We start from the raw sequence: 24,260 nt of genomic DNA, 5'->3' as shown, positions 1-24,260 counted from the left end.
GTTCAGCTCCGCTCGGCCTTGCCGGCAAGGAAGGCGGCAACCGATTCGTGATGCTCGCTGGAGGTGTAGCAAATGCCCTGGGCCTGGCTGCCCATGGCGAAGATCTGGCTCTGGGTGAGCTCGAAGGTGTTGTTCAGGATCGACTTGCTCAACGCCAGGGCCGTGGCGGATCCCCCCGCGAGTTGCAACGCCCAATCGTGGGCCGTCGGGAGAAGATGTTCGTGGTCGACAACGCGATCGATCATGCCGATCCGCTGGGCCTCCACCGGCGCCACCGTGCGTCCGCTGAAGATCAGTTCCTTGGCCTTGGGCAGGCCGACACGACGGGGCAGGAAATACAAGCCGCCGCCATCCGGAATCAGGCCGCGAGCGATATAGCTCATCGCAAAGCTGGCCTGCTCGGAGGCCACGATGAAATCGCAGCTCAACGCCATGTCGCAGCCCAAGCCCGTCGCGGCGCCATTCACTGCGGCGATGGTCGGCTTGGGCAGGTTGTGCAGCAGCGACACCGCGTGATGAACCCGCTGCTGACGCTTCCAGCCATTGAACGCCACGGAACCGGCGGGAGCGCTCATGCGTGCTTGCATGCCCTTGATGTCGCCACCGGCGCAGAAGCCCTTGCCGGTGCCGGTCACGATCAACGCCTTGATCGAATTGTCGGACGCAATGTGCTCCAGATGCTCGATCAACAATGAGCGCATGTCGTCGCTGATTGCGTTGCGCGCTTGAGGACGATTGAGGGTCAGGGTGGCGATGCCTTCGACAACAGACAGTTCGACCGGGCAAGACAATTGCTCAGGATTGGTCATACGGTGCCTCTTTTATTATTCGGTTGATTGACTGCCCGGCGCTGGGCCAAGCTTGGATTCAATCTGCGGGAGAGCGAACCTGATGACAACGCGACCGTTCCACCTGTTGGAACAGGGTGATACTGGCCTTGCTTCGGCAAACATTCCCGGGCAAGGCAAGGCGCCGCTCAACCGATCCCTTGAGCGCGGCCTCGATTTGCTGAGGGCGTTTCGGCCGGGCACCGAATCCCTGACCAATGGTGATCTGAGCGAGATCGCGGGTTTGTCGAAATCCACCGTGAGTCGGTTGACCCAGACCCTTGTTCACGCCGGTTTCCTGGATTACGACCCGACGACGGGCACCTACCGACTGGCGCCCTCCCTGCTTGGGCTGGCGCATTCGATGTACCACGCCAGTACGCTGTTGCAGGTCGCCACGCCGTTGATGTTGCAAGTGGCTCGCGAACATCAGGTCAACGTCAGCCTCGCCGCCGCCGATGGCGACGAGATGATCTACCTGGAGTCGATTCGCTTGGGCAAGCGCAAGTCGCCGCGCAATGTACTCGCCGGGCAGCGCTTGCCCATGGACGTGACGTCCCTGGGCCGGGCTTATCTATCGGGGCTTGAAGAAGGACAACGCCGGCCATTGCTGGAACTGTTCAGCTCGCGCCGATGCGAGTCCCGCGCCAGCCAACTGATCCAGGAGATTGACGATGCGGTGAGGCACGTATGGGCGACCGGCTACTGCGTGGCCTCGTGGCAGCCGGAGGTCATGGCGATTGCCACCCCGCTCGGACATCCGGCCTATCGAACCCATGCGCTGAACATCAGCCTGGCGACCGTTGAAACCGCACAGGAAGTGGAAGCGCGTTATGCAACGGTACTGCTGGATCTGGCGCAGGCGATCAGGCAGGCACTGGCAGACGCCCGTGCCGACTGATCGTCAGTAGAGGCCCTTACCAAACAGCAATGTGCGAATCCGCCCGGGGCTCGGTACCGCCGCACAGCACGCCGCTGAGCGGGTCACGCAGGATGATCTGGCCGCGGCCATAGTCGGTCAGATCGCTGGCGATCCGGACCTCATGCCCCCGTCGCGCCAGGGCATTGGCCAGGTCCCGTGAGGCCCCGTGCTCGATCCCGACCTTCATCGCCCCCAGCCATTGCCAACGCGGCGCATCCAGCGCCGCTTGCGGGTTCAGGCCGAAATCCACCAGGTTCATGACCATCTGCACATGCCCCTGGGGCTGCATGTAGCCGCCCATCACGCCGAAGGGACCGAGGGCCTGGCCATTGCGGGTGAGGAAACCGGGAATGATGGTATGGAAGGTCTTCTTGCCTGGAGCCAGGCAGTTGACGTGGGTCGGATCGAGGCTGAATTCCTGCCCGCGGTTCTGCAGGGCAATACCGCTATCGGGCAGCACCACACCGGAGCCGAACCCGTGGTAGTTGCTCTGGATGAACGAGACCATATTGCCCTCTCCATCCGCGGTCGCCAGGTACACCGTGCCGCTGGCGTGGGGGTCGCCGGGCGCGGGCGGCTGGGCCTGTTCGCCGATCTGCCGACGACGGCGGGCACTGTAGTCATCGCTGAGCAGGTCGGCCACCGCCACGCGCATGTGCAAAGGATCGGTGATGTAGTGCAGGCCGTCGCTGTAGGCCAACTTCATCGCTTCCAGTTGGCGATGCCAGGTCTGTTGGCTGTCACGGTGATCGAAGTCGAAGCCTTCCAGTATCTTCAACGCCATCAAGGCCACCAGGCCCTGCCCGCTCGGTGGGATTTCCCAGACATCCACGCCTCGGTAATTGACATGGATGGGCTCTACCCACTGGGCGCGATAATCCTTGAGGTCCGAGGCCCGCAGATAGCCGCCGCTGGCCCGGGAATGGGCGTCCAGGCGCTCGGCCAATGCACCGCGATACAGGCTCTCGCAGCGGGTGTCGGCCAACTCCTGGAGAGTGCGCGCCTGGGCCGGGTTGCGAAAAACCTCCCCGGCCCGTGGCGCCCGGCCTTCGATCAGGAAAGTCTCGAACCAGGCCTCGAGGACGACATCGCGATGGGGCGTGAACTCGTTCACCGCGACCTGCCATTGATGGGCAACCACCGGCGACAGCGCAAAGCCGTCCCGCGCCAGGCTGATCGCCGGTTGCAGCAGCTCGGCAAAGGGCAGCTTGCCAAAGCGGCGGGACAACTCGGCCCAGGCCGACGGGCAGCCAGGGACGGTCACCGGTGTCCAGCCATAGAGCGGCATCTGCTCATGGCCGGCGGCCTTGACCGCCTCGATGCTCAAGGCCGCCGGCGCATGGCCGTTGCCGTTGAGGCCGTGCAACTGGCCCTTGCACCAGACCAGCGCGAAGGCATCGCCGCCAATGCCACAACCGGTGGATTCCACCACCGTCAGTGCGGCTGCCGTGGCGATGGCGGCGTCGATGGCATTGCCGCCCTTTTGCATGATCTCGATGCCCGCCTGGGCAGCCAGGGGCTGGGACGCGGCGACCATGCCTCGACGGGCGAAAACGCTTTGGCGTTGCGACGGATAAGGGTATTCGTGGGCAGAAAATTTCAGCATGGTGAAGGCTCTTCGATACAGGAATTCAGTGGCCGGGAAAGGTCATAACACGCGACTGAGAAAAGCCCGGGTACGAGGATGGACGGGGTGACAGAAAATCTGTTCCGGCGGCCCCTGCTCGATGAGCTCGCCCTGGTCCAGGACCACCACACGGTCGGCCACTTCCCGGGCAAAGCCCATTTCATGGGTCACCACGACCATGGTCATCCCCTCCTCGGCCAACTCCTTCATCACTTGCAACACCTCGCCGACAGTCTCCGGGTCGAGGGCGCTGGTGGGTTCATCGAACAACATGGCCTGGGGTTTCATGGCCAGGGCCCGGGCAATCGCCACCCGCTGTTGCTGGCCGCCGGAAAGCATCGACGGGTAGTGATCGGCCTTGTCCGCCAGGCCGACCCGCTCCAGCAGGCCGCGGGCCTGTTCCAGCGCTGCGGTGCGAGTCACGCCAAGCACCTGGATCGGCGCCTCGATGATGTTCTCCAGGGCCGTCATGTGAGGAAACAGGTTGAAGCGTTGGAAGACCATGCCGATATCCCGCCGCTGACGGGCGATGTTGCGCTCCGACTCACGCACCAGGCTGCCGTCGGCCCGCTCGCGATAGCCCATGGCCCGGCCGTTGACGCGGATACGCCCGCCCTGGATGTCCTCCAGCAAGTTGATGCAGCGGATGAAGGTGGTCTTGCCGGAGCCCGAAGCGCCGATCAGCACCACCACTTCGCCGCGCCGCACTTGCAGGGAAATGCCCTTGAGAATCTGCAGCTCGCCGAAGGACTTGTGGACATCCAGCGCCTCGATAATCAGCTCTTCGCTTTTATGCGCCATGGTTAACGTGCCCTCAGCAGGTTCAGGGTGCTGCGACCGAACATCCGCGTCGAAGCCGGCGGCGGTGACGAGGGCCGGTCCGACTGACCGAAACGAGTCTCCAACCAGCGCTGGAAAAAGCCCCACAACGTGGTCAGCAACAGGAAGTAGATCGCCACCACCAGATACAGTTCGAACACCCGGAACGTCGCCGAGGTGACCATCTGGGTACTGAGCAACAATTCCTGTACGCCGATCACGCTGACCAGCGTGGTGTTCTTGAGCATCACGTTGAACTCGTTGCCCAGCGGCGGAACGATGACCCGGAACGCCTGGGGCAGGACAATGCGGCGCATCAGTTTGGCGAAGGTCATGCCCAGCGAGCGCCCGGCCTCGTATTGGCCCTTGTCCACCGCACCGATGCCGGCGCGGATGATCTCGGCCATGTAGGCTCCCTCGTTGAGGCCCAGGGCAATGATCGCCGCCTGGATATTGCCGGGGATCACCAGGCCGAACAGGTCGATGTCTTCGAAGCGGAAAATCCCGCCGGCGGCCAGCGCGGTATAGAGAAAGACGATCTGCACCAGCAACGGCGTGCCGCGCATCAGCCACACGTAAAAACGCACCGGCAAATGCAGCAACGGGTTGCTCGACAACCGCAGCAACGCGGCGGCCAGCCCGAGGGCACAGCCCAGCAGCATCGCCAGCACACTGATCAGACAGGTCAGCCAGAGCCCGGTGAGGTACACCCCACTGGGCTGCAGCAGGTACTGCCAGAACACATCCCAATTGAAATTCATCGGTGGTTCACCTCAATCAAGTGTGTCACTGGCGACATGCCATTTGCCAAGCAACTGGGTGTAGCTGCCGTCGCTGCGCATATCGCCGATCACCTGCTGCACGGCGGCGGTCAGTTGCGGATCGTCTTTGCGAATGCCCAGGCCGGTGAGAATCCGGCTGAAGGCTGGCACGCCCTCCTCGAACAGATCGGGCGCCATGGCCGCGTAGTAACCGGCGGTTTCCACGGTGGTGCCGTAGGCGTCGACCTGGCTGATGCGCAGGGCCTGGAAGGCATCGGTGTCGGTGTTGTAGACCACCAGCTTCATCGCCGGCTTGCCGGCCTTGGCCAAGGTTTCGTTCTCGGCGTCGAGCAGGGTCTTGATGGTGGAACCGTTAAGTACTGCGACCTTATCTCCGGAGAGATCCGACAGCGTCTTGAGGCCCTTCGGATTGCCCTTGGGCACCACCACCGCCTGGCTGGAATACATGTAGTTGACGATGTCGATCACCTCGCGGCGTTCGGGCTTGTCAAACAGCTGGTCGACGATCATGTCGCACTGTCGAGCCAGCAACGCGGGGAGCAATCCGGAAAAGGGAATGACTCGCCATTCCACCTTCTTGTCGCCCAGGCGCTTGGCGATTTCCAGCCCCAGGTCCACGGTCAGTCCCTTGGGTTTCTGCGCCTCATCGAAGGACACCAGCGGCGGCGAATCCATGCCCGAGCAGTAGACGAGTTTATCGACCTTGAGCAAACGCTCCGGGACAACGGGCGCGGCAACCGCCCACTGCGCACAGAAACCCAAGGATAAAGCGGCAACCAACAGGCGAGGCTTATGCATGACCAGACACTCCAGTTCAGTAAGTAACGGGCAGTACTCAAAGTCAGAACACGGGCAGGTCTAATCTCCTGCTCTCGTTATTTTTTCGATTGCAGGAACTCGATCAATTCAGGAACGGTGCCTTCGATGTGCGCACGCACCACCGCCTCGGCCTTGTCGGCGTCGCCGGCACGCAGGGCGTCGAGGATCAGCATGTGCTCCTGGCGCGCACTCAGGGGCTTCTCCACATGCTGCAACCACAGGCGCATGGGCGCTTCGATCAAGGAATACAGCGCGCTGATCTGCTTGAGCAATCGCGGACGACCGCTGAGGCTGCACAGGTATTCATGGAACGCGCGATGGCGGCTGACCCACTCGGCGCTTTCCTCGCGGTAATCGTCCATCTCGTCCAGCAGTCGCTCCAAGGCAGCCAACTGGCGCTCGCCAATTCTGGCTGTCGCGACACGGACTGCCAGGCCTTCCAGGGCGCTGCGCATCTCGAAGACTTCGTGCAACTCATCGATATCCAGGCCGCTGACAATCGCCCCGCGATTGGGTCGCAGGGTCACCAGGCCCTGGGCATCCAGACGACGGAAGGCTTCGCGCACCGGCATCCGGCTCATGCCGATCTCGTTGGCAATGTCCTCGGCAATCAGCCGGTCGCCTTTGCGTAACCGGCCGCCACAAATGGCATCGAGCAGGAAGTTGTAGGCCTCCTCCTCGGCGGTCATCGGTGGGCGTTCAGCGTAAGTCGGGGCAAATTGCATGGCAGCACCTTCTGCATTTTTGTATCCAATTATCCACGGATTCAAAAAAAGCAGAATGCATGCCAACATCTCACGCAAGCGTGCAAGCATTTGATTTGAAGAAATTTATCGAGGAAGACGACGGCCTGCCTGAAGCCTTGGATCGCACACGTGTGCTACCAAATAGCTCAGCAACTGCCTGTTATGGGTGCACGAGGGCGCTTCGGTAACACCGCAATGCCAGTTACCCAAGGATTTGTAAGATTAATTGTGGCGAGGGGATTTATCCCCTCGCCACAGATTTCACTGCGCATTTGGAGTTCATCAGGCAGGTGCCCTGGGTGTATCCGAGGGTGACTCGCCAAACAGCGCTCGGTAATGGGCCGCAAAATGACTCAGGTGGAAAAACCCCATCGCTACGGCGATTTCACTGACGTTGAGTGCCGCCGCACGGGTCGTGATCAAACGCCGGCGCACGGCATTGAGCCGCAGGTTGCGCAGGTACTCCACCGGGCGCATCCCGGTGACCGCCTGGAAACTGTTCTGCAGGGTCCTGCGGCTTACCCGCAATTGCTCGCACAAATCGAGGATGCTCAAGGGCACCTCGGCGCTGGCGACGACCAGCTCCTGGCAACGCTTGACCAGATAGGCACTGACGGCAAAATTGCCGCGCCGGCCACGCACCTCGTCCGAAGCGTGACTGAACAGGTCGAGAAAGGCGTTGAGCAGGACGTCTTCGAGGATTTTTTCCGAAGCCGGATTGACCGCGTCCGCCTGTTCCAGAAGGTGACGAAACAGTGGGTGGATCCTTTGCTGCACGCGGCGCAGCACCGCCTCATCCACGCTGACCTGGGACACGCTTTTCAGACGCTTGAGCTGCTCGCTCGACAGTTCGTAGGCCGCCAGCTTGGCGAACCGCACCGTGTCGACATTGGCCGCAAAGAAATGCATGCCTTCCGGAGCGTGCAAGACGAAGTCCTCGCCATCGCGTAACAACACGACGCTGTGGGCGCCCACCTGGTGCCCCTGGACCACCGGCGCACCGCCCAGCGACATGGCGATGCACAAGCGCCCTTTTGGCGCGCAACCGTGCTGCACCACGCGCTTATCCAGCACCTCCTGGAAAATCTGGAAACGTTCGGCGCACACCTGGCGCAGCTCGCTGGAAAGGCAGCCACGCCCGAGCTGGTCATAGACCTGTTGCCAGCCCAGGATCGAACCGGCGTGTTGCTGAGGATCATTGAAGGTACGGACTTCGGCGAACATGATCATTGGTCCTCGGTGGCGCTGCGTTTATTGCCTGGTACGGTTGTTCAAGGACATCTGAACCCCGTGGCGAGGGAGCTTGCTCCCGCTGGGCTGCGCAGCAGACCCATTTTTGTGAGTGCTTCGCACTCAAGCGGGAGCAAGCTCCCTCGCCACGGGTGCGGCGTTTCCTTGAGTGAGCGGTGCTTACTGCCGGAAAACCAAAGCCAGTTCCATGCCAAGCATGTACAACCGGTACTCGCCAGCCTTGATGTCCAGAGGTGCCAATAAAGATCCGGACAACACCACCTGGCCCGCTTCAACGCACTGCCCGTCGGCCAGCAAGCGCCGCACCAGCCAGCACAGGTTGGCCTGGGGCGTGTCCTCGCGCGCCTGGGCATTGCCCTCGCCACAAGGCACCCCATCGCACGCCAGGCGATAATCCACGTGGGCCAATTGCTCGGGATGGAACTTGACCCGCGAACCCAGGCAATACAGCGCCGCGGCGGCATTGTCGGCAAGAAACCCGCCGACGCCGAAACGCCAACCCTGCCAGCGACTATCGGCAATTTCGAAGGCTGGCGCGACCTCGGACACGGCAGCGAGGATGTCCTCGTCGCTGTAGAAACCGGGCACCAGCGTACGTCCCAGGACAAACGCCAGCTCGATTTCCAACTTCGGCTGGATCAGCCGCGCAAGCGACACCCCACGGCCGGGTTCCACGACCATGGCATCGGTCAGCGCACCCAATACTGGTTCATCAATACCGAAACGGTCCTGGGCGGCGCGACCGGCGAAGGCCACTTTCCATCCGGTCAACCGCTCACCAGCGGCCTGGCGCCGACGCAGCGCCTCGCGTTGCAAGGTGTAGCCGGTCGGCAGGTCGACGGCCTCTGGTTCCAACGAAGGCAAGGCGTGCACGGCCTGCGCGGCATCGTGAAGCCGAACCAACAGATGATCTTCGCGGCTCATGAGAGTTGCTCCGCCAGTTTGCGCAAGACGCCTTCGAGCCGCTCGGGTGTGGTAATCGCGGCAACGAACCGATCCGGCCGCACCACCACGACGCAGTCACGCACCTTGGCAAACCATTCGCCCAAGCGGTTATCGACGTCTTCGACGCAAATGGCGCCGCTGGCGGACAAGGGTTGGTTACGCCCCACGCCACTGCGCGAGCGATTGATCTGGATGAAACGCGTCTCCCAACGCGCCCACCAGGCGGCGGTTTGCTCGCTGAGCTGTTCACTCGGATTGACCCGATACCCCAACACCGCATAGGAATGCCCCAGCACATCGTCCAGGCGCCGGCGCTGACCCTGGGCGTCCTCGACAGACGGCTGGATGAACAATTGCCCGACCAGATCATCCTCATGCAGCTCGGCACGCTCGTGATGAACCAGGCCTTTGGTGATGGTCGCCTTGGGTTTGAACTTGAATTCCAGCAAGTGCGAGCGCAGGTTGTCGACGCTGTTGACGGCCTGGAACAACCAGTCCCGCACACCGGCCATCAACGGATTGGTCAGCCCCAGCACTGCACCCATGTTGTCGGCCAGCGCGATGAGGTCGGTCGCATGCCCACGGCGCTCCTGATCGTAACTGGCAAGAATCGCCGGCGACGCCCGACCTTGGAGAATCGCGGCAAGCTTCCAGGTGACGTTGGCGACATCACGCAGGCCCGAATTGAGCCCCTGCCCGGCCCAGGGCGGGGAAATATGCGCCGCATCGCCCACCAATGCCACACGCCCCTGGACAAAGCGCGCCGCGACCCGGGAGTTATGGGTGTAGGCGCGGATCCGGATGATTTCCAATTGATCGACTGCATCGCCGATATGCCCACGGATCAAGTCCCGGATCGTCGCCTCTTCGCACATCTGGGTCTCGTCTTCGCCCTCCAGGAGCATGAACTCCCAGCGTCGTTGCTGATACGGCAGGTAGATGCAGACGAAGGGTCGCTGGGGGTCGGCATGCAACGCCGTATAGGGTGCATCCAGACTGTCGTTGGCCGTGTCGATCACCACCCATTTGCGCGGATGGGTCAGTCCCAGCAGTTCGATGCCAAGTTTCTTGCGCACGCTGGAACGTCCGCCATCGGCACCGATCACGTACTGTGCCTGCAATTGATAGAGGTCGCCCTGGGCGTCACGCACCTGCAAGGTCACGCCCTCGGCATCCTGCTCCAGATCGAGCATTTCATGGCCCTGGCGCAGCTCGACACTGGCGTGCTTGCCCAATTGCTCGCGCAATGTGGTTTCCAGCAACTGTTGCATGAAGATGTTGCGCATCGGCCAGCCATAGTGAGCCGTGCTCGGCTTGACCTCGGCAAAACAGACGCCTCGCGCATTGTAGTAACGCAAGGGCACGTTGCAGATCATGTCGCGCGCGGCCAACTCGGCGATGCCGATGCCCTGCAACACCCGCAGCGCTTCGTCATCCATGCCCACCGCGCGCGGATACGGCAGGACGCCGTCAGCCAATTCAAGGACGATGCAGTCGATGCCGTACAGCCCCATGTAATGAGCGGCCGTGATCCCGTTGGGGCCGCCGCCCACGATGACAACCTGGGTTTTCTCCTGCTTCATCGCTATTCACCGCTTTGTTGTGGTTGTAGGCATTGGTCATACAAATAGTCCATGACGACAAGGTTGAACATCTCGCTCTGGTCATCATGGACGTAATGGCTGGCGTCGGCGATCTCCTCTGTGCGTACCCACCCATTGGCCTGCTTGATCGACTCAAGGGTCGCCAAGGGCAGGAAATCGGAACGGGCGCCACGAATGAACAGCGTCGGGCAATCCAGCGCCCGTACCGCCGGCCACAGGTCGGTCGGGGTAATACTCAGGCGCGCCTGGGCAATACCTTGCTGGTCGTGACGCCATTCGATTCCAGCCAGGGCTTCCTTCATGGAATACATCAACCTGGAAGCCAGCCCCGCCTGAGAGAGGCCAGGTCGCGCTTGCAGCCAGAACTGGGCGGCGCTCTCCCAGTCAGGAAACAACAACGGTGTCTGGCTCATCTCGCGCCGAATCCGCTCGGCGCCGTCACCGCTGACCGAAGAACCCGGGCCAATGTCCTCGATCACCAACGCTTGCAGTCGTCCCGGATTCAGCCGCGCATACTCCAGTGCATTGGTGCCACCAAGGGAATGCCCCACCAGGACGAAACGCTGCAATCCCAAATGCGCCACCAGATCTTCAAGATCGTTGACATAGGCCTCGGTCCGGTAACTGGCGGCATCCGCCCAGTCACTGTAGCCACGACCGCGCTGGTCAAGGGCATAGCAGCAGTACCCCTCGCCCAATGCATTGGCCAGGCCATCCCAGGTCTGGGCATAGGATCGCAGGCCGTGCAGCAGCACCACCGCGATGCCCGACGGGTTGCCCCAGGACAGATAATGCAGGCGCAGCCCTGATCGATTGGTGAAGAACTGGCTGTTTGCAGACATTCGTTGGCTTCCCACGTCAGCGCACCTCAATACAGGCCGTCATTGCCCTTGACGTCAGCGGCCTGGAGGCCACCCAGGCGTGCATGCAAACGCCCGCGCGTGGCGAAGGCCCAGATGATGATCAACTCGTCGGCCGACGGACCATCGCCGAACGACAGGGAAATGCTGTCGTAATGGGAGCGGACATACAGCGCGTCCTTGTGGGCCAGCGGCACGTCGATGGTCACGCCAGGCCCGCCACGCTTGCCGGTGGAAGGCACCCAGGACTTGCCGCCGCCCAATGCGACGCGGATCGGATCCGCCGCCGGGTTGGTCAGCAATGCATTGCCGTGCTCATACTCGCCCTGGCTGCCCACCAGGCACGCCTTGCCGTAGCTGACGATCTTGTGCTGGCCCGCCAGTACCCGGATGCGCCGACCAAACTCCTGGCCCAGCAAGGGTGACGGCTCGATCAACTCGGCCAGGCTTTCACTGAAACGGCCGGCATAAGGGTTGGCGATCACCGCGCCAATGGCGTACTTGAACAGCGGCTCACCATCGGCCAACTGGCCCGTTTCGTTGGCCAGGGTTTCCTCGACGAAGGTGTACCATTTGCGGATGTGGTAACTGGCGAAATTCGCGGTTTTCATAAGAGCAGTCTCTTTCAAAGTGGGTCGAGATCGAAATGCCGGCTGGGGGCCCCAGCGGCCTTGAAGCGGGCCTTGCCGCGCTCGTCGTCATGTTCGGATTCGAGGAAGAATTCCAGGCGATTGCCGTCGGGGTCGTTGAAATACACGCCGTTGCCGATCTCGTGGTCGGTGATCTTCACCACCTCGACGCCCTTGTTCAGCAACATGCCGTAGAGCTTGCGCAGGGTGGTCATGTCGCCCGCAATCTCCAGCCCGTAGTGCTGCAGCCCCAGGCCGCCCTGGTGGGCCCCGGGTGCTGCGCGGAGCAACGCGATGTCGTGGTGCTTGGCACCGAAGGCCATCATGATCCAGCTTTCACCCCGGGCGCTTTCATGCATGCCCAGCACGTCGGCGTACCAACGCGCCGACACCTCAGGATCGCTCACGGATAGCGACAGGTGAGTACGAACGACTTCGACTTTCATCGCGCGATACCTCAGTTCTTCTTGATGATGGATTGATGCCCGGACTTGATTTGTGCCACGGCGGGTGTCCAGAGCACATCAGCGATTTCACTGAATTCACGCCACTGCTTCTGCCAGCCGTCACCGCCATTCTCGGAAGTGAACAGGTGCCCGTACTTGGTACCGGCGACAATCTGGCGAGGGTCGGCGGGGTTCAAGGCAATCGCCCAGACACAGGAGTTGGGCTGTTGTGGCAGCGGCAGCACCTCCCAACCGAGGGCGGCATCCCGGGACACCAGGACCTTGCTGGTCGTGCCTGGAGTGCCGTCGGAGATGCTCAGGTAGAGCGTGTCCTCGCTGCCCAACGGTGCATTCATGGCGCGTACGTAGTACAGGCCGAAGGCTTCCCGGGCGACGATACCGGTCCAGGTCTGCCCCTCGTCGAGGCTGCGGTAAACGGCGTTGACGCACACCACGACGATGACCTTTTGCCCATGGTTGGGCAGGACCACGATGTTGTGCACGTCCGAGTTGTAGTCCCACAGCAGGCGGTCATCGACGCGGGTCCAGCTCTCGCCACCGTCACGGCTGTGGAACAACCCGCCCTCTTCCAGGCCGAACCAGAGCTGGTTGCGGTCCGTCGGATCGTAGGCGAAGGCCAGCAAGCGTGGACGACTCACGCCATCGCAGAACTCCGGGATCTCCACGGGGGCACGATCCCAGTGCTGGCCACCGTCGAGGGTGCGCCACAGCACGGCGCGCGACGGTGCACCGGTGCCGACGAAAATGCGCTGTGCATCCTGTGGGTCCACGGCCACTTTCCAGACGGTCTGCCCATTGAACGGCGAATCCACCCGCTGCCAATGGCCGCCGGTATCGCGGCTGATGCACAGGCCGACGTCGGTACCGGCGTAGATCACCTCCGGGGTCCCCGGATGGAAACTCAGGGATCGGGTGATCGCGTCGAATTCCAGGTCCTGGCCAAGGCCCAGGCGATGCCAGGTACGGCCATCGTCGGCACTGCGGATCACCGCTTGCCCGACGGTGGCGACCAAAAGGGTTCCGTTACTCATCACTGCTGCTCCTCAAATGAAGATGCCACGGGTCAAGCCGCCGTCGATGCCAATGGATTCCCCGGTCACGGCACCTGCCTTGGGGGAAGCGAGGAAACCGATCAGCCAGCCCATTTCAATGGGCGCCAAGGTGCGCCGGATCGGCGTCGCATCGATGTAGCCCTGCTCCACCTGCTCGGGCGTCTTGCCCTGCTTGATCCCTTCGCGCTCGTAAAGCTCCTGGATGTGCGGGGTGTCCACCACGCCGGGGTGGATCAGATTGACCGTGATGCCGGCTGGGCCCAGTTGGTCGGAGAGTGTCTTGGTCATGTGGGCGATGGCCAGGTTACGCATGCCCGAGAGGACCTTGCTGCCACGCCCGGTCAGGCCACCGATATTGATAATGCGACCGAAGCCGCCGGCCTTCATGTGTGGGGTCACGGCCTTGGCGCAACGGAAATAGCCGATCACCTTGGTGTTGAGGTCCGAGAGCAATTCGTCGTCGCCGGCATGCTCGATATCGTTGCGCACCACACCGGACGGTGCCGCGGCGCCATTGACCAGGATGTCGATGCGCCCAAAGTGCTTGTGGGCAGCCTCGACCATGTCGGACACCGCCGACATCTGGTTGGTGTCACAGAACAGCGGCAGCACCTCGTTGCCGGTCTGCGCGGTGATTTCCTCGGCGGCTTGCTGGAGAAACTCCATCCGCCGTGCGCAGATCACCACCTTGCAACCTTCCTGGGACAGAAAGCGCGCGACTTCCTTGCCGATGCCCATGCCACCGCCAGTGACGATCGCCACGCGGCCTTGCAATTCCAGATCCATAGCAGTTCCTCTTGTGATTGTTCGGCTCAGGCGAGATCGACGAAGACACTCTTGGTTTCGGTGTAGGCATCGATCACGTTCTTACTCATTTCCCGGCCCCAGCCGGATTGCTTGTAGCCACCAAATGGCGAGGCCGGGTCGACGACGTTCCAGCAGTTGATCCACACCGAGCCGGCCTTCAACTGGGCGGCCACGCGATGGGCGGAACGCAAGTCACGGGTCCAGAGACCGGCGGCCAGGCCGTAGGGCGAGTCGTTGGCGCGCAGCACCAGTTCATCGATCTCGGTCCAGCTCATGACGGTCAGTACCGGGCCGAAGATTTCCTCCCGGGCGACACAGGCGCGCTCGGCGCGGTCGAGAAACACGCTGGGCCGGATGAAGTGGCCGCGCTCCAGGTGGGCCGGCCGATCACCGCCACAGATCAGCTCGGCGCCTTCTTCCTGGCCCCGTTGCAGGTAGCCACGCACCGTGCCCAATTGCCGGGCCGAGACCAGCGGGCCCATGCTGCTGGCCGGATCCAGGCCCGGCCCCAACACATGGGCGGCTGCGTGGCGCTGGAGTTCTTCAAGCACCTGATCGAGGACGCTGGCGTGCACGTACAGACGCGATCCGGCGGTGCAGACCTGGCCCTGGTTGTAGAAAATGCCATCGGCGGCGCCCTTGGCGGCACGGGTGATATCGGCGTCCGGCAGGATGATGTTGGGGGACTTGCCACCCAGCTCCAGGGAGACCTTTTTCATGTTGCCGGTGGCCGCCTGGGCGATCAGTCGCCCCACCTGGGTCGAACCGGTGAAGGCGATCTTGTCCACGTCCGGGTGCTGGGCCAGCGGAGCGCCGGTATGCGCACCGAGGCCGGTGAGCAGGTTGACCACCCCAGCCGGGAAACCGGCGGCCTCGATCAATTGCACCAGGCGAATCGCAACCAGAGGCGTCTGCTCGGCGGGCTTGAGCACCGCGACACACCCGGTCGCCAGCGCCGGGCCAAGCTTCCACACGCACATGGTCAGCGGGAAGTTCCACGGCACAATCAAGGCGCAGACGCCCACCGGCTCACGCAAGGTGTAGTTGAGCATCGGCGCGCCACTGGAAGGCGATACCGGCAGCGTGCTGCCTTCGATCTTGGTCGGCCAGCCAGCGAAATAACGAATGATATTGGCCGCACTGGCCGCTTCGCCCCGGGCCGCGCCGATCGGCTTGCCGTTTTCCAGGGTGATCAGTTGCGCCAGCTCTTCGCGATGCTGGTCGAGCAGTTCCGCCAGGCGAAACAGCAACAACCCGCGCTGGGCCGGTGAGTGCTGCGCCCAGGGCCCGGTGAAGGCCGCGCGGGCGGCAGCGACGGCGGCATCCACGTCACGTTCACCGCCTTCGGCGACTTCCGCCAGGGTGTGCTCAGTGGCCGGGTTTTCCACGGCAAACCGACGGCCGTTGGCGGCATCCTGCCAGGTGCCGCCGATAAACAGGCGCCCGGGCTGTGACAGGAACTTCTCGACCGCAGGTAACAATTGAATCGGGTTCATATCCGCTCCTTCACAGTGCCATTTCAATCAGGCAAGGACCGCCATCGGCCTTGGCGTTGGCCAGGGCGCGCTGCAACTCACCGTTGGTGTGCACGGTGCTGGCCGGCAAGCCGTAGCCCTTGGCCAAGGCCTTCCAATCGATGCGCGGACGGTCCAGCACCGTCAGGCTCAGGGCCTCGGGGCCCAGCTCGGTCATGCCGAAGCGCCGCAGCTCGTTCTGCAAAATGGCGTAGCGATGGTTGGCCGCGATCAGGATCACCACCGGCAGTTGCTCGCGGGCGATGCTCCACAAGGTCTGGATGGTGTACTGGGCACTGCCGTCCGATTGCAGGCAGAAGACACGGTTGCCGCGCTCGGCCATGGCGGCGCCAAAGCCCACCGGGATGCCCTGGCCGATGGCCCCACCGGTGTTGGTCAAGACCCGATGCCGTGCGGCATGGGCCGACGCGGTAAAGAATGGATAGCCGCACGTCCCGCCTTCCACCGAAACGATGCAGTCGTCCGGCAGCGATGCAGCCAGCACCTGCCCCACGGACTGCGGGGTCAACGTGGCGTCGCCGGGCGGCAGTTCGATACCGATTGGCGTTGGCACATAAGCCGGCGCTTCAAGCGCATCGGCAAGTGCAGTGAGCGCGCCGGCAACATCGTCCCCTACTTGCGCCAGGCAGAGCAGGCGTTCACGTTCGGCCAGGCGAGAAGCGATGCCTTCGTAGCCGAAATAACTGATCGGGTCTGGCACGCCGGCGCACACCACCGCGTCGTACTGGTCAAGGATCTCAATGGCCACTTCGGGGAAGTACGGCAGGCGATCCAGGTCAGGCAAACCACCGCCGCGATAGCTCAGGCGCGGAAAGGTTTCGGCGAATAGGCGTACGCCCGGCAACTGAGCCAGGCGCCCCGCCGCTTCGAGTCCGGCGACGGACAAGCCTTGGTCGCCAACGATAAACACCAGGCGCTGGCCATCACGCAGGGCCTGGGCGACCGCCTCGATCCGATCACCAGCAAAACGGCGAACCGGGGCCTGCAATGCCGTGAAGGCTTTCTCGTGCCGCACCGTGTTGGCTTGCAGGTCCATCGGAAGAATCAGGCTGGCGATCTGCCCGTTGGCTTGCCAAGCGGCACGCACTGCCTCTTGGAAATCTTCGCCAACACCCGATGCGGTGCGCGATGTGCGCACCCACCCGGAAACACTCCCGGCCAGCGCCTGGATATCACTGGCCAGTGGCGGATCGTAATTGACGTGCCATGACGCGTGATCGCCGATGACGTTGACGATCGGTGTGTTGGCGCGACGCGCGTTGTGCAGGTTGGCAATGCCATTGGCAAAGCCTGGCCCCAGGTGAGTCAGGGTCATCGCCGGCTTGCCGGCAATCCGGCCGTAGCCGTCCGCAGCACCGGTGCACACCCCTTCGAACAAGGACAACACCGGCTTGAGGGCTGGCGCACTGGCCATGGCTGCCACCAGGGGAATTTCAGTCGTTCCGGGATTGGCGAAGCAATATTCGATACCGCTCGCCACCGCCGCTTTCACTATCAGTTGCGCACCATTCATTTCCAGCCCTCTTGATCGAGCGTTTGCAGTGGCTGAGATTTATCACACAGAAAAACCCTTCACTCAAGTATTTTTACATGCAAAAGCTCTTATTTTGAGATTTATGCAAAATAACAACGCGAATACCACCTTCAATATGTTTGTTTTTCTCAAGCACTGGCGTATCGTGGCGACGCCCTGTTCGCCGAACGAGCGGGCTTTTCATCATCGGCGCACCTACCTATAGTGCTCACCCAACGACCACCTACGCGCCATTCCCCCCTTTAGGAGCGAAATGAGCAGTCTGAGCAAAATGCTGAGTGTGCTGGACCTGTTCGGCCCGGAAACGCTGAAGATCGACCCCGACACCATTGCCGAACGCATGGGCCTGTCACGGGCGACTGTGTACCGCTACGTCAAGGATTTGTGTGATGCGGGCCTGCTGGTCAGGGTGGATGCCGGCAGCTACGGCCTGGGGCCACGCATCATCGAGCTCGACTGGATGATGCGCCAATACGACCCGATCCTCGTGGCGGGCCGCGAGTTGATGCACGAGCTGTCCGACGCCACTGGCCTGGCGGTATTCGCCAGCGTTTTTTACGACGGCCGCATCATCAACACCTACATCGCCGAACCCAGTGACACCTACCAGTTCGCATTCGGCCGCGGCCAACCACTGCCGTTTTTTCGCGGTGCGCAATCCAAGGTATTGATCGCCTTCCAGAAGGGTCGGCGCCTGCAACGCCTGTTCGAAGAACACCTGGCCAACGACCCCGACAGCGGCCATGACTGGGCAAGCTTTTCCAAAGCAGCGAAAAAGATCCGCAAGGATGGCTATTGCATGACCCACGATGAACTCAACCTGGGCCTCACCGGTATCGCGGCGCCGATCGTCAACCCCGAGCTCGACGAGGTGGTGGGCAGCCTTTCAGCCGTCGGCAGCACCGACAGCTTCAAACTGCTGCGCCAGGAAACCGTGATCGAAATGGTGATGGACACCACCCGGCGAATTGCCGAGCGGATGCAACATCCGCCTGCTGTCGGCTAGACAACAGGGACACTGCTCACTCAAGAAAAACGCTCCCCTTGTGGCGAGGGAGCTTGCTCCCGCTGGACTGCGCAGCAGGCCCAAAGAGAGGGGCCGCTGCGCGACCCAGCGGGAGCAAGCTCCCTCGCCACAGGGTTTATCGAACCACTCCTGCCTCAGAACGGCACGGCCACCGTCACCTGGCTGTACACGTTGGTGCCATTGCCCGCCACTTGATTGCCCCCGGTCGTTGCATCCCGATCCGGCTTGTAGAGGCCTATCAGCGGAGTGATGATCAGATGCTCGTTGACGGCCCACTCGGCATACAGATCCAGCTCACGGGCATCCAGGTTCAGGCCGTTGTCTTTACGCACAGTGTTGTAATCGAAGTACAACGCACCGAGGGTCAGGTTCTCCAGCGGCTTGGCGGTCAGGCCGACATGATGAATGCCCGTGTTGCTGTTGAAGGGCCCGGCATAATTGCCCGCGACTTCACCCTGGAACCACGTGCCATAACCCGTGCTCTGTCCGGTGAACAGCGAATCCCATTTCTGCGAATAGCGGGTGTAGCGGTACGTCAGCTTGGGTGCCCAGGCGAGATCGGCAAAGGTGTAGCCGGCCTCGGCGTACCAGGCGTTCTGCGGGCCGGCGTCCTTGTCCTGCCAGGCGTATTCGAACGCCAGGCTGGCGTTCTCGATGCCCGCGTCGCCTTCACCACGGACGCTGTAGACGTCCATGCCCTTGCGTTGCTTCTGGAAATCGCTGGCCCACTGCTCGTTGACGTCGAGGCCATGTATCCAGGTCAGCCCCAACGTGCCCACCTTGGCGGTGTAATCGAGCGTGCCGGCGGCCAGTTCGGTTTCGGCCTGGGCACGGTTATCGGACTTGAGCCACACCACGCTGCCATGCAGCCCCTCCTGCCCGCCCAGACGTAATACGGCGGTTTGATCGAATGCATGCCGGGCAGCCAGGTAATAGGCGCCACCGCGATTCAAGCGACCATCGGCAGGCCCCTTGCCCAGGTTCGGCCCGTCATCGTTGATCAAGAATCCCCTGCCCAGCTTGACCACCTGGCGGCCGCCGGAGATATCGACACCGTCCTGCCCCAACACAGGGAACAGATCGGCGGAACGCCAACCCAGGTAAGCGTCTTCGATCTTCGTCGTGCGCTCACTGCCGAGCGTATTGCCGGCCGCGTCGCCGTCGCCCCAGGTGGCGGAACTGACCAGGCTGAACGCCCCGTAGGCGGTGCCATGGCCGGCCAGGCCCTGGTCGCCGCTGACGCCATACTTGATAAAGCCTTCGCGCCAGGTTGAACCACCTGGCCTGCCGTCGTAGTTCTTGCGGCTGTTGAAATGACCGAACACGGCCAGCATGTCGGCGTTGAGGTGAGTGTCGTCATCGGCATACAACTCATAGGCCTGGACCTGACTCGCAGCGCAGAGCGCCAGCGTACAGGCAAGGCCACTGCCGAAAAATCCCACACGCGATAGATTTCGCATGGCTGGAGCTCCTTATGGTGCGCCCTTATGGGCTGTTTTTATATGTAGGAGCCGGCACCGCAAGCGGCGCCGGCTGGCCGGGCTAGCGGCAGTCGGCAAGCGCGCTGTCCAGCGCACCGACCATCATGGCGGCCTCGTCAGAAGTGAGGGTCAACGGTGGCGACATCACGATTTTGTTGCCTATCGGGCGCATCAATACGCCAGCCCGGCGCGCCTGCTCGGCGATGCGCGAGGCCAGGCCATTGGCCGGGTCCAGCGGCTCGCGGGTGGCCTTGTCCGCCACCAGGTCCACGGCGATCATCAAGCCCTTGCCGCGCACTTCGCCCACCACCGCATAACGTTCGGTCAACGGTTGCAGTTGCTCCAGCAACTGGGCACCGACCTTCCCGGCGTTGCCCGGCAAATCCTCGGCCTCGACGATGTCCAGCACCGCCAGGGCCGCCGCACAGGCAGTCGGGTGCCCACTGTAGGTGTAGCCGTGCATGATTACATTGCTGAAGCCAGGGCCGTTCTCGATGGCATCGACCATGCGCTGGTTGAAGACCGTGGCCCCCATGGGGATGTAACCGGCGGTGATGCCCTTGGCCAGGCACAGTACGTCGGGGGCGACACCCCAGCCACGACTGCCGAGCATGCAACCGGTGCGGCCGAAACCCGTCACCACTTCATCGGCGATCAACAAAATGCCGTGGCGGTCGCAGACTTCGCGCAGCCCCTTCCAGTAGTGCGCCGGCGGCACGATCACGCCGCCAGCGCCCTGCACGGGTTCGGCGATCAGCGCGGCAATGGTCTGCGGGCCGAGCAGCGCGATCTGGTCTTCCAACTGACGAATGCAGTGAGCGGTCAGTTCTTCCGGATCGCGGCAGTCCCAGGGGTTGCGGTACAGCCACGGCGTATCGAGCAGATGACAGCCCGCCAGCAGCGGCCCGTGGTTGTAGTGATACACGCCGTTGCCGCCCACGGAGGTGCCGCCCACGTGCACGCCATGGTAACCATTGCGCAATGACAGAAAGCGCGTGCGCCCTGGCTCGCCGCTGGCGATCCAGTATTGGCGGGCCATTTTCAGGGCCGTCTCGACCGCATCGGAACCGCCTGAACTGAACAACACCCGGGTCATGTTTTCCTGGGCGAACATCGAGGTCAGCCGCTCAGCCAGGTCGAACACCCGCGGATGAGCGATGCCGTCGAAGGTCTGGTAATAAGCCAGTTCGTCCAGCTGCGCGGCAATGGCTGCCTTCACTGAAGCCCGGTTATGGCCCACGTTCACGTTCCACAAGCCGCCGACACCATCGAGCATGCGATGACCGTCGATATCGGTGATGTAGTTACCGTCGCCACGGGCGATGATCAACGTCTTGGACCGGTTCGCCGGCGCCGAAGAACTCATCGGGTGCCAGAATTTTTTTTGTGCTGTCTTGTATTGCTCGTACATGGTTGCACTCCTCACTCTGTTTCACGCTTGCGTACGTACAGCAGTTGCTGGCCGGTGAACTCCAGCAACCCCTCAAGGCCGAACTCGACGCCGAACCCGGACATCTTGCTGCCGCCAAACGGCGTATTCGGCTGGATCTGCGCATGGCAATTGACCCAGGCCATGCCACATTCCAGGCGACTGGCCAGGGCCTGTGCCTGCTCGCTGTCGCGGCCCCAGACCGATCCCCCCAGGCCCATGTCGCCAGCATTGGCGCGACGCAGGACGTCCTCGACATCCTGGTAGGCAATCAGCGGCAACACCGGCCCAAACTGTTCCTCATCCACCAGGCGCTGGCCATCGGTCACATCGGCGACCAGCGTTGGCGGATAGAAAAAGCCCGGGCGGTCCAGACGAGCACCGCCGCACAACACACGCGCCCCCTGGGCACGGGCATCCGCCACCAGCTCCTCCACCAGCACCAGCTGTTCGAGGTTCTGCACTGGGCCAAACGTAACCCCCGGCGCCAGGCCGTCACCCACCACCTGACGCCGGGCGATAACGGTCAGGGCCTCGGCAAAGTCCTCGTACTGGGATTGGTGGATGTACAGACGCTTGAGGGCGGCGCAGGTCTGCCCCATGTTCAGGAATGCGGCCTGGAAAATATCTTCGGCAACCGCCTCGACCGACGTGCCTGGCAACACGATGGCGGCATCGTTGCCGCCCAGTTCCAGCGTCAGGCGCTTGAGGTTGCCGGCAGCGCCGCGCATCACGCTTTGGCCGGTGGCGGTGGAGCCGGTGAAGACAATCTTCTGGATGCCGGCGTGGGCAGTGATCGCGCTGCCGAAACCCTGTTCGCCGGTCACGCTATTGATCACACCCCGAGGCACGTGGCGAGCGATGACTTCCACCAGGCGTAGGGTGCTCAAGGGGGTCAGGCTCGACGGTTTGCTGATCACGCAGTTGCCGGCCCGCAACGCCGGCATGATGTGCCAGACGGCGATCATGAAGGGCCAGTTCCAGGGCGTGATCGACGCAACGACGCCCAACGGCTTGCGGTGCAGTTCAATGCGCTGGCTCGGAGTCTCCTCCACCAACTCCACAGGGATCTGTTGCTCGGCGGCGTAACGCGTCCAGGCCACCGCGCCCATCACTTCGGAGAACGCCAGTTCCAGCGGCTTGCCCTGCTCCAGGACAATCAGCCGGGCCAATGCCTCGGCTTCCTGCTCGAGATCGACAGCGATGCTCAGCAGGCGCTGGCGGCGGTCTTCATGGGTGCTGTGTCGCCACTCGACAAAGGCCGACTGCGCCGCTTCGACAGCGAGGTCCAGCTGGGCCAGGGAACCGGCCGCGCAACGGGCGAACACGCTGCCGGTCGCCGGATTGAGCACATCGAAGTGGCCGTTTTCGCCGTCGACCCGGGCGCCATTGATGAGCATTTGATAATCGTGCATAAAACCTTCCTTTCACGCGCTGACGAACCGTCCCGAACGACAGCGCAGTTTTTTGTGGGGTTTGACGTGGTCGCGTGGTGCCCTAGAGCTTGTGGCTGCCCAACGCCATGAACCGCTCGGGCGAGGACTTGCGCAATCGGGCGGCGAGGAACACGCCGACGATCAGCGCGGCGGGAATGACGGCGCAAAGGCCGTAGGACAACAGTTGGCTGGCGCCGGTCAGCACGTCGAAATGAATCACCGCAAGGGCCAGGACCGCCAGCAGTGCCAGGCACGAAAAAACCGGAAGAATCCGACCGCGCCAGAGCCCCAGCTTCAGCTCCGGATGAGCGCGAAAATAGACAAACACCGCCGCTGAGGTCAGCGCCATGAGCAGGATCACGCACAGCGTGGCCAGGTTGGAAAACCAAGCGAACAGCTGAAGGATCGGATCGGCGTCCAGCGCGGCGAAGATCAGTACCACCACCGCCGCGATCAGGCTTTGCAGGACCGAGCCCATGTGCGGACTCTGGTGCACGCGATGGGTGGTGCCCAACCGGCTGTGCAGCAAACCGTCACGGCCGATGGCATAGAAGTAACGGGCCGCGGCATTGTGAAACGCCAGCAGCCCGGCGTAGATGCTGACCATGAACAGCACGCGGATGATCTGGGTCAGGTGCGGGCCGACAAAGTGATCGGACATGCCGTAGATGAACGTCGTCGGATCCTGGAGCGCCTGCAGGGTCGGCACGATCTTGTCGGCCCCGACGCCGATCACCATCGCCCAGACCGACAGGGCATAGAAACCACCGATCAACAGCACCGAGCTGTAGGTAGCAATGGGAATCGTACGGTGCGGGTTCCTGGCCTCCTCGCCGTAGATGGTGGTGGCCTCGAAGCCGATGAATGCCGCGAAGCAGAACAGCAAGCCGATGGACGGCGTGCCGCTGAACACATGGCTGCGCTCGAACGAATCGAGATTGATGCCACTGTCACCGCCGGTCTTGAGGATGGCGAAATCCAGCGTCAGGATCGCCAGGTACTCAGCAATGACCACTACCGACAGCACCCGGGCCGACAGGTCGATCTTGCGATAGCCAAGAATCGCGATGCTCGCCATCGCCAGGAGCGAATAGGTCCACCAGGGCAAGTCCAGGCCAAAGACGCTGGCCATCGTGCCACTGACCACGCCGCCGAACATGCCGTAGAGGCCGACCTGGAGAATGTTGTAGGCGAACATCGCCAGCACCCCCGCCGCCCCGCCGGCCAAGCCACCCAGGCCGCGGGAGGTGAAGGCATAGAAACCACCGGCGTTGGTCATGTGGCGGGACATGGCGGTGTAGCCCGCCGAGAACGCCAGTAACACCAACAAGGCCAGGATCAGCAATGCCGGTGTGCCAGCGCCGTTGCCGAGCATGATGCCAATGGGGAAACCGCCGGCGATGACGCTCAAGGGACTCGCCGCCGAAATCACAAAGAAGATGATGAAACCGACACCCAAGGCGCCGCGTTTCAACTCCGTCGAGCTGCTGATCGGGAAAGATACGCTCATTGTTCTTGACCTTATTGTATGAGGCAGTTGTTGCTGGATCGGGGACGGCCAGCTTCGCCGACTTCCAAAAGCTTATTGTTCTGCTTGCACGCTGGATTCGATGCTAGGCCCTTGCCAAAACCCTTCGCTATCCCAAAACGGCAGCATCCAA

At 62.6% G+C, this 24,260-nt stretch carries 22 protein-coding genes; 2 read left to right on the top strand and 20 right to left on the bottom strand.

The genetic code is table 11. The annotated features are described in order from the left end of the window. Positions 1-2: 2 nt before the first annotated feature. Positions 3-809 carry an enoyl-CoA hydratase/isomerase family protein gene (locus BLO97_RS02395; protein WP_092344727.1) on the bottom strand — a complete coding sequence of 269 codons (807 nt, stop codon included), beginning with the start codon at positions 807-809 and terminating at the stop codon, positions 3-5. Positions 810-891: 82 nt separating this feature from the next. Between BLO97_RS02395 and BLO97_RS02390 the strand changes: the two genes are divergently transcribed. Next, entirely contained in the window at positions 892-1,728 is an 837-nt protein-coding gene (locus BLO97_RS02390; RefSeq protein WP_092344725.1) for an IclR family transcriptional regulator, read from the top strand. Between the two features lie 16 nt (positions 1,729-1,744). Here BLO97_RS02390 and BLO97_RS02385 read toward each other — a convergent pair whose 3' ends face one another. The 15 genes from BLO97_RS02385 to BLO97_RS02315 form a co-directional block, all read right to left on the bottom strand. Beyond that, positions 1,745-3,355, bottom strand: coding sequence for a gamma-glutamyltransferase family protein (locus BLO97_RS02385; protein WP_092344723.1), 1,611 nt, complete (start codon positions 3,353-3,355; stop codon positions 1,745-1,747). A 42-nt stretch (positions 3,356-3,397) separates the two neighbouring features. Further along, positions 3,398-4,177 (bottom strand): amino acid ABC transporter ATP-binding protein, encoded by a 780-nt coding sequence (locus BLO97_RS02380; RefSeq protein ID WP_092344721.1) that lies wholly within the window; start codon positions 4,175-4,177, stop codon positions 3,398-3,400. Between the two features lie 2 nt (positions 4,178-4,179). Further along, a complete protein-coding gene (locus BLO97_RS02375) occupies positions 4,180-4,956 on the bottom strand; it encodes an amino acid ABC transporter permease (protein ID WP_060742708.1) in 777 nt (258 codons plus the stop codon). A gap of 12 nt (positions 4,957-4,968) precedes the next feature. Beyond that, entirely contained in the window at positions 4,969-5,775 is an 807-nt protein-coding gene (locus tag BLO97_RS02370) for an ABC transporter substrate-binding protein (RefSeq protein ID WP_092344719.1), read from the bottom strand. A gap of 77 nt (positions 5,776-5,852) precedes the next feature. After that, the gene (locus BLO97_RS02365) at positions 5,853-6,521 is read right to left on the bottom strand and encodes a GntR family transcriptional regulator (RefSeq protein ID WP_003200810.1); all 669 of its coding nucleotides are present in this window, start codon (positions 6,519-6,521) and stop codon (positions 5,853-5,855) included. 303 nt (positions 6,522-6,824) lie between these two features. Next, entirely contained in the window at positions 6,825-7,766 is a 942-nt protein-coding gene (locus tag BLO97_RS02360; RefSeq protein WP_072339096.1) for a helix-turn-helix domain-containing protein, read from the bottom strand. 186 nt (positions 7,767-7,952) lie between these two features. Next, positions 7,953-8,717, bottom strand: a complete 765-nt coding sequence (locus tag BLO97_RS02355) for a 2-keto-4-pentenoate hydratase (RefSeq protein ID WP_092344717.1) — start codon at positions 8,715-8,717, stop codon at positions 7,953-7,955. Further along, positions 8,714-10,321: a bifunctional 3-(3-hydroxy-phenyl)propionate/3-hydroxycinnamic acid hydroxylase gene (locus tag BLO97_RS02350; RefSeq protein WP_092344715.1), complete on the bottom strand. Its 1,608-nt coding sequence runs from the start codon at positions 10,319-10,321 to the stop codon at positions 8,714-8,716. Before BLO97_RS02350 ends, BLO97_RS02355 begins: the two co-directional genes overlap by 4 nt. A gap of 2 nt (positions 10,322-10,323) precedes the next feature. Beyond that, positions 10,324-11,184, bottom strand: a complete 861-nt coding sequence (locus tag BLO97_RS02345) for an alpha/beta fold hydrolase (RefSeq protein WP_092344713.1) — start codon at positions 11,182-11,184, stop codon at positions 10,324-10,326. Between the two features lie 26 nt (positions 11,185-11,210). Then, complete coding sequence (locus BLO97_RS02340; protein WP_092344711.1) at positions 11,211-11,813, bottom strand: amino acid synthesis family protein; 603 nt, start codon at positions 11,811-11,813, stop codon at positions 11,211-11,213. 14 nt (positions 11,814-11,827) lie between these two features. After that, complete coding sequence (locus BLO97_RS02335; protein WP_058546791.1) at positions 11,828-12,277, bottom strand: VOC family protein; 450 nt, start codon at positions 12,275-12,277, stop codon at positions 11,828-11,830. 11 nt (positions 12,278-12,288) lie between these two features. Beyond that, positions 12,289-13,329 (bottom strand): VPS10 domain-containing protein, encoded by a 1,041-nt coding sequence (locus tag BLO97_RS02330; RefSeq protein WP_092344709.1) that lies wholly within the window; start codon positions 13,327-13,329, stop codon positions 12,289-12,291. A gap of 12 nt (positions 13,330-13,341) precedes the next feature. Beyond that, entirely contained in the window at positions 13,342-14,136 is a 795-nt protein-coding gene (locus BLO97_RS02325; protein WP_092344707.1) for an SDR family NAD(P)-dependent oxidoreductase, read from the bottom strand. Between the two features lie 26 nt (positions 14,137-14,162). After that, positions 14,163-15,653, bottom strand: a complete 1,491-nt coding sequence (locus BLO97_RS02320; protein ID WP_092344705.1) for an aldehyde dehydrogenase family protein — start codon at positions 15,651-15,653, stop codon at positions 14,163-14,165. Between the two features lie 10 nt (positions 15,654-15,663). After that, positions 15,664-17,205, bottom strand: coding sequence for an acetolactate synthase large subunit (locus BLO97_RS02315; RefSeq protein WP_092344703.1), 1,542 nt, complete (start codon positions 17,203-17,205; stop codon positions 15,664-15,666). A 274-nt stretch (positions 17,206-17,479) separates the two neighbouring features. On the opposite strand from BLO97_RS02315, the gene BLO97_RS02310 reads away from it, so the two are divergent. After that, positions 17,480-18,232: an IclR family transcriptional regulator gene (locus BLO97_RS02310; RefSeq protein ID WP_092344701.1), complete on the top strand. Its 753-nt coding sequence runs from the start codon at positions 17,480-17,482 to the stop codon at positions 18,230-18,232. Positions 18,233-18,387: 155 nt separating this feature from the next. Here BLO97_RS02310 and BLO97_RS02305 read toward each other — a convergent pair whose 3' ends face one another. From BLO97_RS02305 to BLO97_RS02290, 4 genes are all read right to left on the bottom strand, one after another. Continuing rightward, on the bottom strand, positions 18,388-19,713 hold the full coding sequence (locus BLO97_RS02305; protein ID WP_092344699.1) for an alginate export family protein: 1,326 nt from the start codon (positions 19,711-19,713) through the stop codon (positions 18,388-18,390). 82 nt (positions 19,714-19,795) lie between these two features. Beyond that, positions 19,796-21,145, bottom strand: a complete 1,350-nt coding sequence (locus tag BLO97_RS02300) for an aminotransferase class III-fold pyridoxal phosphate-dependent enzyme (RefSeq protein ID WP_092344697.1) — start codon at positions 21,143-21,145, stop codon at positions 19,796-19,798. 11 nt (positions 21,146-21,156) lie between these two features. Next, complete coding sequence (locus tag BLO97_RS02295; RefSeq protein ID WP_092344695.1) at positions 21,157-22,578, bottom strand: aldehyde dehydrogenase family protein; 1,422 nt, start codon at positions 22,576-22,578, stop codon at positions 21,157-21,159. Positions 22,579-22,660: 82 nt separating this feature from the next. Continuing rightward, positions 22,661-24,109, bottom strand: a complete 1,449-nt coding sequence (locus tag BLO97_RS02290; RefSeq protein WP_092344693.1) for an APC family permease — start codon at positions 24,107-24,109, stop codon at positions 22,661-22,663. Positions 24,110-24,260 lie beyond the last annotated feature (151 nt).

Origin of the sequence: Pseudomonas sp. NFACC05-1, assembly GCF_900100135.1 — a bacterium.
GTDB classification, from domain to species: domain Bacteria; phylum Pseudomonadota; class Gammaproteobacteria; order Pseudomonadales; family Pseudomonadaceae; genus Aquipseudomonas; species Aquipseudomonas fluorescens_Q.
Note: the sequence above shows the minus strand (reverse complement) of the source record. Positions and strands in the feature narration are given on the sequence as shown.